Origin of the sequence: uncultured Fibrella sp. (assembly GCF_964250085.1) — a bacterium.
GTDB lineage: Bacteria > Bacteroidota > Bacteroidia > Cytophagales > Spirosomataceae > Fibrella.
The window spans coordinates 185,803-200,867 of the sequence record NZ_CAXUEC010000005.1 but is presented as its reverse complement, the minus strand read 5'-3'; the positions used below and the strand labels follow the sequence as shown (position 1 = coordinate 200,867).

Annotated in this window: 13 protein-coding genes; 4 read left to right on the top strand and 9 right to left on the bottom strand. The window is 53.1% G+C overall.

Features of this window, described 5'->3' with window-relative positions; translation table 11 throughout:
* Nucleotides 1-26: 26 nt before the first annotated feature.
* Complete coding sequence (locus ACFE8Q_RS17755; RefSeq protein ID WP_375446765.1) at nucleotides 27-887, top strand: SDR family oxidoreductase; 861 nt, start codon at nucleotides 27-29, stop codon at nucleotides 885-887.
* Nucleotides 888-904: 17 nt separating this feature from the next.
* On the top strand, nucleotides 905-1,828 hold the full coding sequence (locus tag ACFE8Q_RS17750) for a helix-turn-helix domain-containing protein (protein ID WP_375446764.1): 924 nt from the start codon (nucleotides 905-907) through the stop codon (nucleotides 1,826-1,828).
* Nucleotides 1,829-1,884: 56 nt separating this feature from the next.
* Here ACFE8Q_RS17750 and ACFE8Q_RS17745 read toward each other — a convergent pair whose 3' ends face one another.
* The 5 genes from ACFE8Q_RS17745 to ACFE8Q_RS17725 form a co-directional block, all read right to left on the bottom strand.
* The gene (locus ACFE8Q_RS17745) at nucleotides 1,885-3,405 is read right to left on the bottom strand and encodes a tagaturonate reductase (RefSeq protein WP_375446763.1); all 1,521 of its coding nucleotides are present in this window, start codon (nucleotides 3,403-3,405) and stop codon (nucleotides 1,885-1,887) included.
* Nucleotides 3,406-3,536: 131 nt separating this feature from the next.
* Nucleotides 3,537-4,886, bottom strand: a complete 1,350-nt coding sequence (locus ACFE8Q_RS17740; protein WP_375446762.1) for an MFS transporter — start codon at nucleotides 4,884-4,886, stop codon at nucleotides 3,537-3,539.
* Between the two features lie 400 nt (nucleotides 4,887-5,286).
* Complete coding sequence (locus ACFE8Q_RS17735) at nucleotides 5,287-6,768, bottom strand: TolC family protein (RefSeq protein ID WP_375446761.1); 1,482 nt, start codon at nucleotides 6,766-6,768, stop codon at nucleotides 5,287-5,289.
* Nucleotides 6,765-8,126 carry an HlyD family secretion protein gene (locus ACFE8Q_RS17730; protein ID WP_375446760.1) on the bottom strand — a complete coding sequence of 454 codons (1,362 nt, stop codon included), beginning with the start codon at nucleotides 8,124-8,126 and terminating at the stop codon, nucleotides 6,765-6,767. The genes ACFE8Q_RS17735 and ACFE8Q_RS17730 overlap by 4 nt, the downstream gene beginning before the upstream one ends.
* Before the next feature lie 58 nt (nucleotides 8,127-8,184).
* Nucleotides 8,185-9,192: an ABC transporter transmembrane domain-containing protein gene (locus ACFE8Q_RS17725; RefSeq protein ID WP_375446759.1), complete on the bottom strand. Its 1,008-nt coding sequence runs from the start codon at nucleotides 9,190-9,192 to the stop codon at nucleotides 8,185-8,187.
* A gap of 127 nt (nucleotides 9,193-9,319) precedes the next feature.
* Between ACFE8Q_RS17725 and ACFE8Q_RS17720 the strand changes: the two genes are divergently transcribed.
* Nucleotides 9,320-9,997 (top strand): TetR/AcrR family transcriptional regulator, encoded by a 678-nt coding sequence (locus ACFE8Q_RS17720; protein WP_375446758.1) that lies wholly within the window; start codon nucleotides 9,320-9,322, stop codon nucleotides 9,995-9,997.
* A 63-nt stretch (nucleotides 9,998-10,060) separates the two neighbouring features.
* Here the strand turns inward: ACFE8Q_RS17720 and ACFE8Q_RS17715 are convergent, their stop codons facing one another.
* Nucleotides 10,061-11,155 carry a hypothetical protein gene (locus ACFE8Q_RS17715; protein ID WP_375446757.1) on the bottom strand — a complete coding sequence of 365 codons (1,095 nt, stop codon included), beginning with the start codon at nucleotides 11,153-11,155 and terminating at the stop codon, nucleotides 10,061-10,063.
* Between the two features lie 442 nt (nucleotides 11,156-11,597).
* Between ACFE8Q_RS17715 and ACFE8Q_RS17710 the strand changes: the two genes are divergently transcribed.
* Nucleotides 11,598-12,200 (top strand): T9SS C-terminal target domain-containing protein, encoded by a 603-nt coding sequence (locus ACFE8Q_RS17710; RefSeq protein WP_375446756.1) that lies wholly within the window; start codon nucleotides 11,598-11,600, stop codon nucleotides 12,198-12,200.
* Between the two features lie 88 nt (nucleotides 12,201-12,288).
* Here the strand turns inward: ACFE8Q_RS17710 and ACFE8Q_RS17705 are convergent, their stop codons facing one another.
* From ACFE8Q_RS17705 to ACFE8Q_RS17695, 3 genes are all read right to left on the bottom strand, one after another.
* Nucleotides 12,289-13,485 carry an alginate lyase family protein gene (locus tag ACFE8Q_RS17705; protein WP_375446755.1) on the bottom strand — a complete coding sequence of 399 codons (1,197 nt, stop codon included), beginning with the start codon at nucleotides 13,483-13,485 and terminating at the stop codon, nucleotides 12,289-12,291.
* A gap of 182 nt (nucleotides 13,486-13,667) precedes the next feature.
* The gene (locus tag ACFE8Q_RS17700; protein WP_375446754.1) at nucleotides 13,668-14,654 is read right to left on the bottom strand and encodes a DUF4466 family protein; all 987 of its coding nucleotides are present in this window, start codon (nucleotides 14,652-14,654) and stop codon (nucleotides 13,668-13,670) included.
* Between the two features lie 5 nt (nucleotides 14,655-14,659).
* Nucleotides 14,660-15,055, bottom strand: coding sequence for a hypothetical protein (locus ACFE8Q_RS17695; RefSeq protein WP_375446753.1), 396 nt, complete (start codon nucleotides 15,053-15,055; stop codon nucleotides 14,660-14,662).
* Between the last annotated feature and the right edge of the window lie 10 nt (nucleotides 15,056-15,065).

Sequence of the window (15,065 nt, the reverse complement as noted above, 5' to 3'; positions counted from 1 at the left end):
CCTTTTATCTTTTAAACCAAATGCACATGATTCTTGTAACTGGCGGCACAGGTCAGCTTGGCGTTGCTACCCTTAACTTCCTGCTGAAAAAATGCCCCGCTTCCCAACTGGCTGCCCTTGTTCGTGATTCAGGCAAAGCGGCTGATCTGATCGAAAAAGGCGTCGCTATCCGGGTGGGCAATTATGATGATACGGCCTCGCTCGATGAGGCGATGCAGGGAATCGATAAGGTGCTGCTGATTGCCGGCACCGATGAAGACAAGCGCGTCCAGCAGCATATGAACGTTATCGATGCCGCCAAAAAAGCCGGAGTCAAGGTCGTAGCCTATACCAGCCGCGCACTGAAAGACCGACATACGCTGGCCAACCAGTTGATGCAGGGACATTTTCAGACCGAAGATTACCTGATGCAGAGCGGGCTGAATTACGTCTTGTTTCGCAACATTCTGTACATGGATGCCATTCCACAGTTTGTGGGGCCAACCGTATTTGAAACGGGTATTCGCCTGCCAACGGGTCAGGGAAAAGTGGCCTTTGCCCTTCGGAACGACATGGCCGAAGCAATGTCCGCTGCGTTGGTGGAAGATAACAACGACACGAAAATTTATACGCTGACGGGAAGTGAATCCTATTCCTTCAACGATGTAGCCGCGACGTTGACCGACTTGTCGGGCAGGCAGGTAGCCTACGAGTCGGTGGAGCCATCGGCCTTTGAGCAACAGCTAAAAGCCCGCGCCCTGCCCGGCGTAGTGATTCAGCGGATCATCGGTTTTTTGACTGATATTGCCAACGGCCAGGAAGAAGAAGTAAGCACTGATCTGGAAAAGTTGCTTGGCCGAAAGCCCGCTTTGCTCAGCGAAGGGCTAAAAATCCTCTACAACGTATAAAATTTACCCGTTCCCCGATGAAAAACGGACAACCTATTCGCGTTAAAACGATCACTGAATATCACCAGCTCAGGGAGTTGCCAAAGCCGGAACACCCGTTAATCAGCGTCGTGAATTTTGAAGCGATCAAGCACATGGCCTGCGATGAATCGGTCAGTATTATCCACGATTTTTACTCGATTGCGCTGAAACGGAATTTCAATGGTAAGATGAAGTATGGGCAGCAGGATTACGATTTTGATGAGGGAATACTCTTCTTTATTTCGCCCGGCCAGATCTTAACTATTGAAGCCGAGGCGGGACATAATGAAACAACTCATTCGGGATGGTTATTGCTTCTGCATCCTGATTTTTTGTGGAATACGCCGCTAGCCAAAAAAATAAAGCAGTACGAATATTTTAGTTATTCGGTCCATGAGGCCCTACATCTTTCCGACAAAGAGGAGGCACAAATTGCTGGCATTATTCAACAGATCGATCAGGAATACCGGTCAACGATCGACCGGTTTAGCCAGGATGTAATTATTGCCCAGCTTGAGTTATTGCTGACCTATGCCGAACGGTTTTATCAACGCCAGTTTATTACCCGGAAAATCTCGAACTACAAACTCCTTAACAGGCTGGAAGCCATTCTGGATGAGCACTTTAAAGGAAATTCTGTTGCGCAGAAAGGATTGCCCACGGTGCAACATGTGGCCGATTCGTTGAACGTATCACCAACGTACCTGAGCGGATTGCTAAAAACATTGACAGGCCAAAGTACGCAGCAACATATACACGATAAACTGATCGAAAAAGCAAAGGAAAAACTGTCAACGACCGATTTGACCGTTAGCGAAGTTGCCTACCAATTAGGCTTCGAGCATTCACAATCGTTCAGTAAATTATTCAAAAGCAAAACCAACTTTTCGCCGCTGGAATTTCGCAATTCGTTCAATTAATGTAACACGGCCTTCAGTCCGTGTTTTACTACAAAAAACACAGACTGAAGGCCGTGTTACACCAGTTTTACGGCGGCTTCAACGCCTTTTATGAGCATTGTGGTCAGGTACGTTGCTACCTTGTCGGCAAAGCCTGGCAATTCGGTTAGGTCGGCTTGCCAGAGGATTTTGTCGGCTAGAACAGCCTGCACGAAGTCAGTGATCGATTGGCTGTCTCCCGCCTTGACCGATTGCCATTTCTGGTAGAAATAAGCGGCCTGCGCGTCCCGGATAGGGTATACCAGTTCGCCACCGGGAACGATGATTTCCCCGATATAGTCGCCCTCTTCGGTTTGTCGATTGGCGCGCATAAACAGCAGATAAGCCGCAAAGCAAAGCGCCATCCGGTCAGGTACGTTACCAACAGAAGCGGCCAGGCGCTGCATGGTAGGTACGTTCCGCACCTGCATCTTGGCTGATTGCTGGAGGGTGATATTGAGCAGGAAATGCTCGTTAAACGGATTTCTGAACCGGTCCAGTACTTCCTGCGCAAACTGATTTACGGCCGCTTCGCCGTCATCGCCTGCCAGGTCGGTTGGTACGCTGGGGGCAATGTCGTTCATCATCAGCTTAGTAATCAGTGGCCCCATCAGTGGGTGGTTCATCGACTCCTCAACGGTCACGTTGCCAAGCAGGTAGCTAAGCGGCGTCATGAAGGTGTGGGCACCGTTGAGCAACCGGAGTTTACGTTCGCGGTAGAAACTGATGTCTTCATCGATAATCAGATGCGTGGGGCTTACTTCGGCAAAAGAGAGTACTTTTCGCACCCGGTCATCACCTTCGATCGCCCAGAAATAATAGGGTTCGGTAGCTGTTAACAGCGAATCGGAATAGCCCGCTTTCTGCTCGAAAAGGGCCGTTGATTCCTCATCGGGCTTACCCGTTACAATGCGGTCGACCAGTGAGTTGCAGAAGCGAACGTGGAATTTCAGCCATTTCATAAACAGCTTACCCAACTCGTTGAACTGGGCGGTACGTTCTACGGCATTGCGCAGGCGCAGGCCATTATCCGGGAGTAGTTCGGTGGGCACAACCACCAGCCCCATCTTACGCGAGCCACCCGCGCCTTTGAACCGTTCGTACAAAAAGGCGGTCAGTTTAGCCGGAAATGAGCTGGGAGGCGTCTGAAAAATGCTTTCCTCGACGTATTGCAGGCCCACTTCGGTGGTGTTGGACACCACGATCTGAAGCGATGGTTTGCGAGCCAGCGCCAGCACGTCTTCCCACTGCGTCTGGGCCGCCAGCACCCGGCTGATGGCCGTTATGACGGTCTGTTCTTCAACCGGCTGCCCATTCTGAACACCCCGTACCCAAACCGAGTAGCGATTCTCCTGCTGGGCAAATTCACTTACATCATTCCCCGTCGATTTGACGACTACGACCGATCCATTAAAAACGGACTGTTTGTTGGCTTTATCAATTAAAAAATCGACCAGGCCACGTAATAAAACACCGGTACCAAACTGGAGAACACGCTCGGGAAGTGCGGCGGCTGGTGGTCCGACGGCTGGGATGACAGATGATGGGAGTTGATTCATGGGGCAAAATAAGGGGCAACAGCCACGTCTCGTTGGTGTAGCTGGTAATTCGTAGTAAAAATAAGCCTACGGCGCTTACCTGTCTATATATCACGTTGATTCCTTGTGAATTAAGGCAGTTGTTACCAGTTTTAGCGGGATAAGGTAAAATCCGGGGCCAGTTCGGCCGCCGAAACGGGCTCCAGACGGGGGAGCACCAGGTGGATTAACAGGAGGGCGAGCAGGTAGGCGCATCCAGCCATGACAAACAGCGGCTGATACCCCAGCGTATTGATGATATCGCCGGAATAGCGGGCCAGCAAAATGCCACCCACCGCTCCAAACATGCTGCCAATACTGGTTACCGAGGCTGTCACGTTTTTAGGAAAGAGGTCAGACGCGAACGTATACATGTTGGCCGCCCAGCCCTGATGCGCCGCCGTGGCCAGTGAAATGAGCGAAATAGCGATAACCAGGCTGTTTGTTTTGGCGGCGTACATGATGGGCACCACACACAGGGCGCAGATCAGCATGGTGGTTTTGCGCGCCCGGTTGGCCGACCAGCCCGAGTTCATGAGTTGGGTGCTTAGCCAGCCAAAGAAAATACTGCCGGCATCGGAGACGACGTAAATGATCAGAAACGGAATGCCAAACGATTTAAGGTCCAGCTTCTGGTCCAGGGCGTCGTTCGAGTTGAAGAAATCGGGGAGCCAGGCCATGTAAAACCACCAGATCGGGTCGGCCAGGAATTTTCCAATGGCATACGCCCAGGTTTGTTTGTACGACAGCAGCCGGAGCCACGACACCCGTAGGGGCGGGGTGCTGGTGTCGTCGTCGCTCCGAATGTAGGCCAGTTCGGCCGGGGTAATGCGGTTGCTTCGGTGGGGTTTGGTGTAGGTAAACCACCAGAGCAGCAGCAGGCCAAAACCGAGTACGCCCGTGGCCAGGAAAGAACTGCGCCACCCAAAATTCAGAATCAGGTAGGGAACGATCAGGGCGGTGAGAACGATGCCCACGTTGGTGCCCGCGTTGAAGATACCGTTGGCATACGACCGCTCGCGCCGGGGAAACCATTCGGAGACCGTTTTGATGGCCGCCGGAAAGTTGGCCGCTTCACCCAGACCCAGCGTTACGCGGGCCAATGTAAGCCCCGATACGCTTTGCACAAATGACGAACAAACGGCGGCCAGGCTCCAGACAACGATGCCGAGCGAAAAACCACGTTTGGTGCCAATGCGGTCGATGAGCCAGCCCATGAGCAGGAAACCGATGGCATAGGCGAACTTGAACGCCGAATCGACTTTGCTGTATTCGACCCGAAACTGGTCGATTCGCTCCTGCGTGAGAATGTCCGTTGCCGCCATGCCGAGCATCTCCTTGCGGAACAACTCGTCGGTCATGGTGAAGGACAATACTTGCCGGTCGATGTAGTTGATGGTGGTCGCTACGAATAACAGCGCGACCATGCGCCAGCGAAATGTTCCGGGAGATAAGAGCGTCATGCCGTGCAAAGTAGCTAACCGGGTAAATTTACTAGAAAAAAGAAGGGTAAGACGGTCTGCTGCTGTGGATCAGAAGTCGATTATCGAGCGGGCAACCCGTCACCATTCGCTTACTTTCGGCAGACGATCTACTTGAAACGGGGGTAGAACTCCCATTCCGATCGAAAAACCAAAAAGGAAAAGGGAACGCCGGAAAAAGCGGCAGCAACCAGCGGTCGACGAAAAAAACAACCGAAAAGTCTGGCACAGACGAAACGAAGCAAAACAAAAAGAAAAATGCCAACAGCGTGGATTAATGTAATCGCTTGCGTTGTGTTGCCTGCGCGTGTGGCTTCGCGCTGGCAATTTCAGGCTTCATAAGGAAGCCCTGGTCAGTTCACTTCGGCTTGCCACTATCCAGTTATAACGACGGATTTTCTTCTCCCGCCGCATACCAGAGCGCCGCAATCGCTTTCTGGTATTTCGTGCGAAGTTCTTCCAGCTTGACTCCCAGTTCGATGAGTTTGCTCTCGCGGGAATTGACCAGGAAGAGCGAGCTTTCGCCGAGGATAAACCGCTGTTGTTCAGCCTGTACAAGTCGTCGCTGATTAACAACAGCCCGCTGTTGCACCTGAAGCTGCTGGTTGAGCGTCAGCATTTCGTTCCGCGCCGCCAGTACATCGTTCTGAATATCACGTACGGTTTGCTGGCGTTCCAGAAGCAACTGTTGCCCCTTTACCTGAACCTGCCGCAACTTGCCGCGCTCTTTCCGCAGGAACAGAGGCATCACAATATCGAGTCCGATTTTGTGGTTGGCCAGCCCAAACGCGTAATAACTGTTCCAGTCGTAGCCCTGCGCCAGGTTGGGCGTCTGGCTCAACAGGCTCGCACTCAGGTTAATCTGTGGCTGAATCAACGCGCGTCGCAGTCGTTCCTCCAACTGGTTCTGGCTCGTTTTGGCGTCCAGCTTCAGCAGTTCAGGATGCCGCTGAGTGGCCTGACTCAGCAGGTTCTGCACCACTTCGTCGCTCATCGGCTCGCTCACCGCCGACTGCGGCACGACTGTAGCGGGCAGGTCGACGGGCTGGTCGTTGGCGGCCCACAAAAAGACCGACAGGCGAAGCCGGGCATTTTGCAGGTCTACCTCCGCCTGCTGACGCTGCACCTGCCGATCCTGCACCGTGATGAGTGCCTCGGTGGTGTCGATGGTGGCTACTTCACCAATGAGCGCCCGCTGCCTGGTGGCGGCAAACCGAAAATCGGCCAGTTGAAACCCTTCGTTAACAAGCTGGTAAGAACGATACGCCAGATACCATTCCCAGTAGGCCTTGGCGGCGTCGTACAGCGTCTTGTTCACCTGCTTTCGCCGCTCGGCTTCTGCCAGATTAAGCCCTAGCCGGGCCTGACGAAGGGCCGTTCGCCGGGCGTCGATGAGTAACGCCTGCCCAACAGGTACGTTCACGCCCACCAGTACCAGGCCCGTCGGCGGGGTTTTCACTTCGGGGTTCACGCGCTCACCAACCGCCCGGTCGTAGCCAATTTTCAGGTCGATACCGGCGGGCATGATCGGCACCGACAGGCCCGATTGCCAGCGATTGTAATACAGGTCGGAACCAAACTCTTTGCGATCCAGATACGAACTGATTTTCGGGTCGAACGCGCCGCGTGCCTGCATGATCTCGGTTCGGGCTTCGTCGGAAAAAAGGGCCGCTTGCCGTACAATCGGGTGAAACTGCACCACCGCCCCAAAAAATTCGGCCGCCGTAAACACGACCGTGTCGGCCCGCTGGGCAAAAATCGGCGTTGAACACAGGCTGACCAGCACAAGGAATGTTCGGCCTACAGCGCGAAACGGCGCGCCAGTCGCCCGTAGAAGGAACGTACCTACCAATGACTTTTTCATTTTTTTACGCCAGCTTTATCACCTTTCGGCTCGTCTTTCAGGCTTGGGGGAAAACCATTGAGTTGCCGCCATATCTCGTACCAGATGGGAACATCGTCGAGCATCACCCAGCCGTATACACCCGATCCTACGCGGAGCTGTTCGGGCCAGCGGGGGTCTTTTTCGCTCTGTTTGGGGCGTACCAGCAGGCGGTATTTGCCGTTGGTACTGGCTACAGCGTCGATCACCGCCACTTCACCGCCGAATGTACCTACAGCCACCGTTGGCCAGCCCGAAAACTGAACCGCCGGCCAGCCATCGAACTCGATTCGCACCGTGCGTCCGCGCTGGATCAGGGGTACGTCGTTGGGCCGGACAAACAACTCCACAGCAATGTCGGGGCTTTCGGGCTGGAGCGTCACAATCGACTCGCCTTCCTTGATGGTTTCGCCAATACCTGCCTTGAACGACTGAACAACGTACCCGTTCTGCGGTGCCCGGATCACGTACATGCCCCGACGTACCTGCACGCTGCTGATCTTGTTGGTGATCTTCGATAATTCGCCCTCTGCATCCGCCCGGTACGATACAGCCGAGCTTTTGTCTGACTGCGCTTTGGCTACTTTCTCCTGATAATCAGCCTGAATGGTGTTGAGGTCGATGACCGAATTGGTTAGTTCCTGCCGCGATACGTTCAGCTTAGCTTCCTGCGAAATCACTTTGGCGTAATCTTCCTGTAGCTTCAGGCGGCGGCTTTCCAGGTCGGTCAGCGAGATCAGGCCGTCTTTATACATCTGCTCGGAACGCGCCAGCCGATCGGTGGCAATCCGGTAGTTGGTGCGTTGGGCAATCAGGTCGGTACTGTCGCTGGTGACTTTAAACCGGTTCTGTTTTACTTTATTCCGGGCTGATTGCAACTTGGCCGTCAGGCCAGCCGACAGGGCCAGAATCTGCCCGTCGAGGGCCTGGATTTTAGCGTTGGTGGCCGTCACGCTGTTTTCTTTAGCGCCCAGTTGTTCGCGGAGCCGGAGAGGCAGGTTCGGGTCGAAATACTCGTCTTTAATCTCGGAGATGATCAGGAGCGTATCGCCCCGTTTTACCTGTTGTCCGTCGCGAACGTACCATTTTTCAATTCGTCCGGCAATGGCGTTCTGCACGGTTTGGGGGCGATCCTGTGGCGTTAACGCCGTTACCTGTCCTTCGCCGCTGATGTTCTGTTGCCAGGGCAGGAACAAGGTGGCAAAAAGGACAAATAGGATAAGAAGCATCCACCGCCCCAGTGCCCGACCAGCCCGTAGATCGGGGAGTTCGCGGAGCGTTTTAAGCGGAAAATGATCAATTATATCTTCGTTTACACGACTATTCGATAGGTGGAGCATTGGTCAGTTGTCAAGTATCAATGAACAAGTATCGGTTTCCAGGTACCCATGGGTACCGTTAACTGGCAAATGATACTTTCTCATTAATGAGTGGGAGATCAGTTACCTGGCCAATTTTTTCGGCTGCTGTCATCAGGTCATACACCACGTCGATGCCCATAATCAGTTTATCTACTGAGCTGGTTATGAGCACGATCACTAGTTCGGCCGCTACAAATTGACCTAGTGTCATTTCGCGCCCTACGACCAGGGTGGTGCCCAGGATGAGCAGCCCGCCGGTGATGATCGTTTTGAAAGCAATGGCACTGAAATAAAACCGCTTCAGTACCCGGAAGTGATCATTGCGGTAAGAAATGTACTGCGCTACATACTCGTCGGTACGGCCCATAAGGTCGCTGGTCTGGTCTTTCTGCCGGAGGGCCGACAGTCGACTGGCCATGTCTTCGAGCCAGGCGGCTACTTTGTATTTGTACTTCGATTCACTCAGGCTGGTTTTCAGGGCACTGTCGCCAAAAAGGGCAATCAGGCCACCTACTACCAGCAGTGTAACAAGCCCAAACCCAATGAAAACGGGGTGGTAGAAGGATAGCAGGATGATACCAAACAGGATCTGGACCACCGCCGCCGTGAGGTCGATCAGGAGTTTGGGGAGTCCTTTCTGGATGGTTAAGACGTCGAAAAAACGGTTCATCAACTCGGGTGGGTACGTTCCTTCGAGCGACTCTGGCTGGATGCGCGGCAGGCGGTACGTAAACTCGAAAGCCGCTTTCACGAAGATGCGCTGCTGGAGCACTTCCACCAGCACCTGTTGGCCCACCAGGATAAACCCGCTGACAATTACACCAATCACGACCAGACCTATCAAGACGTATACCGAGCTAAAAACCATGCCTCCCGACACCAGATTAAAAACCGCCTGAATGCCAAGGGGTAAGGAAAGGCTGATCAACCCGGCTACGATGGCGTATAAATAAACGTACCAGATATCGCGCCGCTCGGTATTCAGCAGACGCATCAACCGACGGAATGGAGTAGGTGGGGGAAGACTGGAAGGAGACTGTGCCATACATTAAATTTTAAGACCGCTTTAATTACTTGATAGTAAAGCTATCTTTGGTGATAACATAACTTTGCCCCCGAAAGGTTTGTTATTAATTCTTAATTTCTCTCAAATAGCTCAGTAGACGATACGCATGGAGTACACCGTCCAGGTACGAATGAATGAAAAGCTGTTCCTCCGCGACCCGGAACAGTCTGATTTAGGCCGTCGTATTATTCGACAGGGTATTCTGCTAATTAATGAGATCGGCTTTGAGGAAACCACCTTCCGCAAGCTGGCGGATCGGATCGGTACGAAAGAGGCCAGCATTTATCGGTATTTCGAGAATAAGCACCGACTACTGGTGTATCTGGTGGCCTGGTATTGGCAATGGCTTGATTTTCAGGTGCTTTTCGAAACCAGAAACCTGATTGATACCCATGAAAAGCTGGAACGTGTGCTTCGGATATTGCTTCAGATGGATGTGCCTATGCCGTCGACGCCCGACGATATTGATCTGGTGGCGCTGCACAACATTGTGATTTGCGAAGCCAGCAAGGCATACCTCACCCGGCATGTGACGGAAGACAACCGCCAGCAGTTGTTCAAACCATACAAAGACCTGACGGCCCGCATCGCCCAGCTCATTCTCGATTATCGGCCTGATTATCCGTATGCCAAATCGCGGGCCAGTTCCATTATTGAAACGGCGCATTTTCAGTCGTTCTTCATGCGCTACCTACCCTCACTTACTGATTTCACTGGTGGTGACAGCAATGCTACGCTTCTGGATTTCCTGCGCCACCTACTCTTCGCCACCCTTGATCAGTGACTAGTTATTGGTGGCTTTGCTCAGGCACGTTGTGCAGCAGAGCCACCAATACCCATTAACGACTCACTGAATCTTCACCACGCTGTAGGCTGCCTGGTTGGGCTGGCGTTCGAGGGGGCCGATGTGGGTACGTACCCGGTCATCGTCGTGGATGATGAAAAGCGTATTGTGATCGGTGAACGTCATGTCTTCCGCTTTGTGATTGAACGTCAACGGTTTGCCATCCTGGGTACGAATCAATTGCAGATTGCCGTTGTTCTTTATGCCTTTCTCAGAGATAACCCATAGATAGGCACCGATCTTTTCGCCCTGTTCAAACGAGGTTAACAGCCAGAAACACCGGCGGTGCGGGTCGTATTCGATGCTTGAGATAGCCAACGGCTTTGGCAGCGCCGCGTCGACATCAGTTACATCGAAATTTCGGACGAAAACGGGCTTGTCGAGCAGGACGTTCTTCCTGATGCTGGCACCGTCCTGTGTGCGGTATTTAGCCTTCAGCAGCGTGATGCGATAATCGAACTTGTCGAAATGCTCGCCCTGCTCGCGTACACCAAACCACAGGTGCGTATTGGTGGCGGCCAATCCTTCCACTTTAAAGTAGGCCGAACCGCCCAGCGCCTGCTGTAGCTGTTTACGCAGATCGAGCGAGGCGTTTTCGTCGTTGCCTGCCCCCACAAGCTGCACGTTTCCTTCCTGACCGGGGTGCCAGGCCAGGAGCATATTGTAGCCGTCGAAATCGGCCGAGCCGGGCTTGATCCGGTCGAAGGCGGTGGTCAGGAACGTCCACTTGTGGTTTGGGCTCTGGGCAAATTCCTCAAACTTATGGGCCAGCCGCAGCACTGGCTGATCGAGGTATACGGGGCTATCGGGGTCGAGGCCGGTGCGGGTAGTGCTGTCTTTTTGCCAGTTGATATAAAATACCGACGAGCGGGGCGCGGGCATGTCTTTATCGTTGGCCAGATAGATCCGTTCGCCCTGCGCCAGTACGGCCGATGCCTCGCACCAGGTTTTTCCATCGGCCAGGCCGGGTTCAAAACACGTGATAAATCCTTCGGTGGCAATACGTGCAACTGGGGCTGATAAAGGCCGGGCCGTTCGGCACTGACAGAAGATAAGGGTGGCCAGCGGAATAAAAAGGCAGGTACTGATTTTTCTCATAACGGGGTAAAGAAAGCAAATTGCGCGGAAAGGGTCTGCATGATGCCGGTGAGTTGGCCGGGCTGCCCGACCCAAATATACGCCCATTCTGAGGGTGACGGATTGCCCCCGAACGCACCGGAAAATGACTGTTACAGAGCAGCAAAATAAGGCGTGTGTATTTGGCGGCGAGTCTTAAAAAAGTACAAATAGCACGAAAAGAATATAGTTTTTACGTGATTTCAGGTAATATCCTATTTTCTCTATGCTAGGGCTAAAATGTCACTGTGTAGTGAAAAAGGGAATCTATTGCACATTCTCTTTTTTCGTACAACGATTCAGTCAACGACTTGTACAGAATCAAGAACTTTGGTTAAATCATTGTTAATCAACTGTTTTTGTATTGCAATTGACCGGCGTCGCCCCACACCTTTGTCGCAGTCAAAACAACTGTACATCAACAATGAAACAGATTCGTGTAACAATCGCAATGCTCGCCGCAGCATTAACACTGACCGCCGCTGGCAATGCCGTGGCTCAGACGCCGGCCCAGGGTGCGCCGGTTCAAATTGTAAAATCAGCTATCAAGAAAATCCGGTTGCAGACGCCCGCCGGGGCAACTATGGATGTATCGGTAATCGATCAGACAGGGACAGTTCTCTACTCGGGAGCCGTTCGTGCCAAAGATAATCGGGGTACATCATTGAACCTGGCCAACCTGCCAGATGGTCGCTATTACGTAACCGCCACCAACAATGATTTCTGGATGTCGCAGGGCATTCTGGTGCGGAACGATCAGGTAACTGTCGATGCCCAGAACGTGACGGAGGTGGTTCGTCCGGCGCTGGTAGCCTACGCCAAGAACAAATACGAAGTGGTGATGCCCGGTGTTAAAACACTGAACGTGGCCATCTACGACCGGATGAATGAACTGGTTTTTACCAAGTCGTTCGGAAGCAGCGGTGAAGTGCACCGGTTCGACCTAAGCTCATTACCCACTGGCGAGTATACGTTCGTCTACGGGCCGGAGCAGAAGCAGTTCACCGAACACGTAGCGATTAAATAAATTATCGGATTTCAGACGCTGGACGTCAGACTTTGGACTCATGTCCAGAGCCTGACGTTTTTTTGTTCACGGCGCAGGGGAATTACTTCTAGAACAGGGAATTTGTCAGCGTAAACAAGCTGGTGTCACCCGTTGGTTTTGAGGCGGTTGCTATGTCGCCAGCCCGTTTGTATTTCCAGTTGGCAACGACTTTTACCGGCAAAAATTCTTCGCGATGCAGGTCTTTGATCTGCTGGAACGTCCACGGCTTTTCGCCTTCAGCGTAGGGCAGCATCCAGGTATACGCTTTCCTGATACTCTTCCCATCCGCCGTTTCGTAGTTCCAGAGGTCGATATTCACTTTTTCGGCCAGTTGCGCCAGCCCGAAAAAGCCTTTCAGGTTCATGAGTGAATAGCCCCAGGTGAGGGTGCGGGCCAGTTCGTGCGGCTGACTGCCATCTTCGTTCAACTGGCTCTGAATCCGTTTCATGGTTTTCTGCGCGAGCATCTGTTTCGCCAGCGGTTTATCGTTCAGAAACAGGGCGAAAGCGACGGTCTGAAAATCGTAATAAGTGCCGTGGTTGTTGTGCTCGTCTTCCTCATCTTTTCCCACGGGGCTTGTCAGCATCCAGGTCAAAAACTGCCTGAACCAGGTTTGTAGGGCCACATGGTCTTTCTGCGGCCATGCTTTTGATTCCTTCAGTAGTTGAACGGCATCGACCAGTTTGGCCAGCATCCGGGTATCGATCAACCCGATGCCGCGCCCTTCGGTGATGCCAGGAATAGCCTGCCCGTAGTTCAGGTTTGGGTTCATGCGGGTGTCGCTGTTTAGAAACCAGACCCGTAGCAGATCGGCCGCGCGGCGGGCGTAGTTCTCATCGTTCGAGAAGTAATAAGCCAGCGCCAGTACCTGTACATCGTCGCAGAGGGCGTTCAGGTACGTTCCATCCTGTATGGCGTACCGCTCCGGGTTGATCTGCCCATCCTTGCGGATATACGGCAGCCCATTCGGCTTTGTTGAGTCGGGCCACCAGTAGGGGCCAACGCTCATGTAATCGTGCTTATCGCCGCTGGGAGGCAGCTTCGTTTTTTCAACAACCGAATGAACCGGCTTTGTCAGTGCCTTATCGGCCATAGCCAGTAACGCCTGTTTCGAAGTCAGTAACGGCTTGTCTCCCTGTGCAATGCGTTGTTTGTTAGCCTGCAATAGCGTCGCGTCGAGCAGAAAGGTGGCTGGTTTCTGGGCGGTAGCGGTCAATACGCAGATGAGCAGCAGGAAGGTGCTTATGATATTCAGTCGTATCATGATGCTGGTTGATTGGTTGATTTGTTAATTGGTTAACTGCTTCGCGCTCTAGGCCCTTCGACAGGCTCAGGGTGACATTCTAACCCAAGTTGGTCATCAACGTTTAGATGTGAGTTGTCACCCTGAGCCTGTCGAAGGGCCTAGAGCGCGAAGCAGTTAACCAATCAACCAATTAACCAGTACTACTTCAGTTTCAATCGTTTAACGCTGACAGTCATGGTCTTGGCCGTATTGTTCACCGCGTTGACGTACACATAAGCGGCGTAGGTTCCGTCGGCCGATTTGACGAACGCGCCCTGGTCGGCGGCTAGTCCGTAGGCAAAGTCGGCGGCGTTGGTGAAGGTCGTTTGCTGCAGGTCGATATCGTCGATGTAGACGTCGAAACCGGCCGTGCCGCGCAACTGGGCATCTTTTACGTCTACCCGCTTGTCGAGCAAGGTGCGGGGTTTGGCCAGACCGGTGGGTAACGTTACGTCTTTCAGGTAATCGGGATTCGAGGGCGCTACCAGCGCGTGACCAAACGCGAAGGTGTTGATCGTGGGCCGGTAAACGTACACAAAATCAATTTTGCTGGCCAGGTTGTTCTGTTCCACTTCCGCTTTCGTGTACGCCGTCATGTCGGCCAGCGACACGTACGCTTTGGCCCCATCGGCCAGCACAATAGACCGTTTCATGTCCATGCTGCTGATGCGATAGGTGGGCGATTGAATGCTCACTTCCTTGCCGGTCGATGAGGTGCCGCTGAACCGGAACGACACATCTTTTCCCTGCGCATCGGCCGACGGATAATAATAGTAACGAAGCGTAACGGCCTTATTGGTCGCTACATCGAGAATATTGGCGGTCGAAACCGTACCAGTCGTCAACGTATCGGTAGCTGTTTGCCGTGGCATATCGACGCCGGTCGTGTAGTTGGTCGACCAGGAGTTGCGGCTAAAACCCGTCCCGACAGCCCCCGCTACGGTAGCTTCGGCCCGCACGTTTTTCAGATCGCCTTCCAGCGTGCCGATGGCGTAGGCAAACTCGATCCGGTCGCCGACAACGGCTGGGCCGGTGGTTTTCTTCAGCAAATCGTTTTTAAGCAGTTGCTGAGGCTCAACAGCCTTCTGGCAACCCGTGGTTAGCAAGGCCAAAACGGCCGGAATCAACAGAAATGAGGATTGGCGCATGGCGGTTATTGTTGAAGGGTGACCGTAACAGTGTAGGCTTTACGCACTTGCCGGTTGCCCGAGATGACCGTATAGACCTGCGGCTTCGTAAAATCAGTCCAGACGCCCATCGGTACATCCACGATGGCGTCGCTGACGAGGCTGCAAAACGGCTTCACGCGTTGCATGTTGGTGCCAAACTTGGCGGTGGCGGTCACGGTCAGGGCCGTGGTGTCGACTTTGGTCAGGCCGCTTACCAGTACAGTCCGGTGGTCGGAGCCGAGCAGGTCGAACGAGGTCATGTAGCACTGCGAACGCTGGGTGATGAGCAGGCCGGCGTCGTCAATCGGGTCTTTCGCGCAGGAGAAAAGGCCAACCAGTGCCAATAATCCCAGGTACGTATAAAGAGTTGATCGTTTCATGGATGTAGAC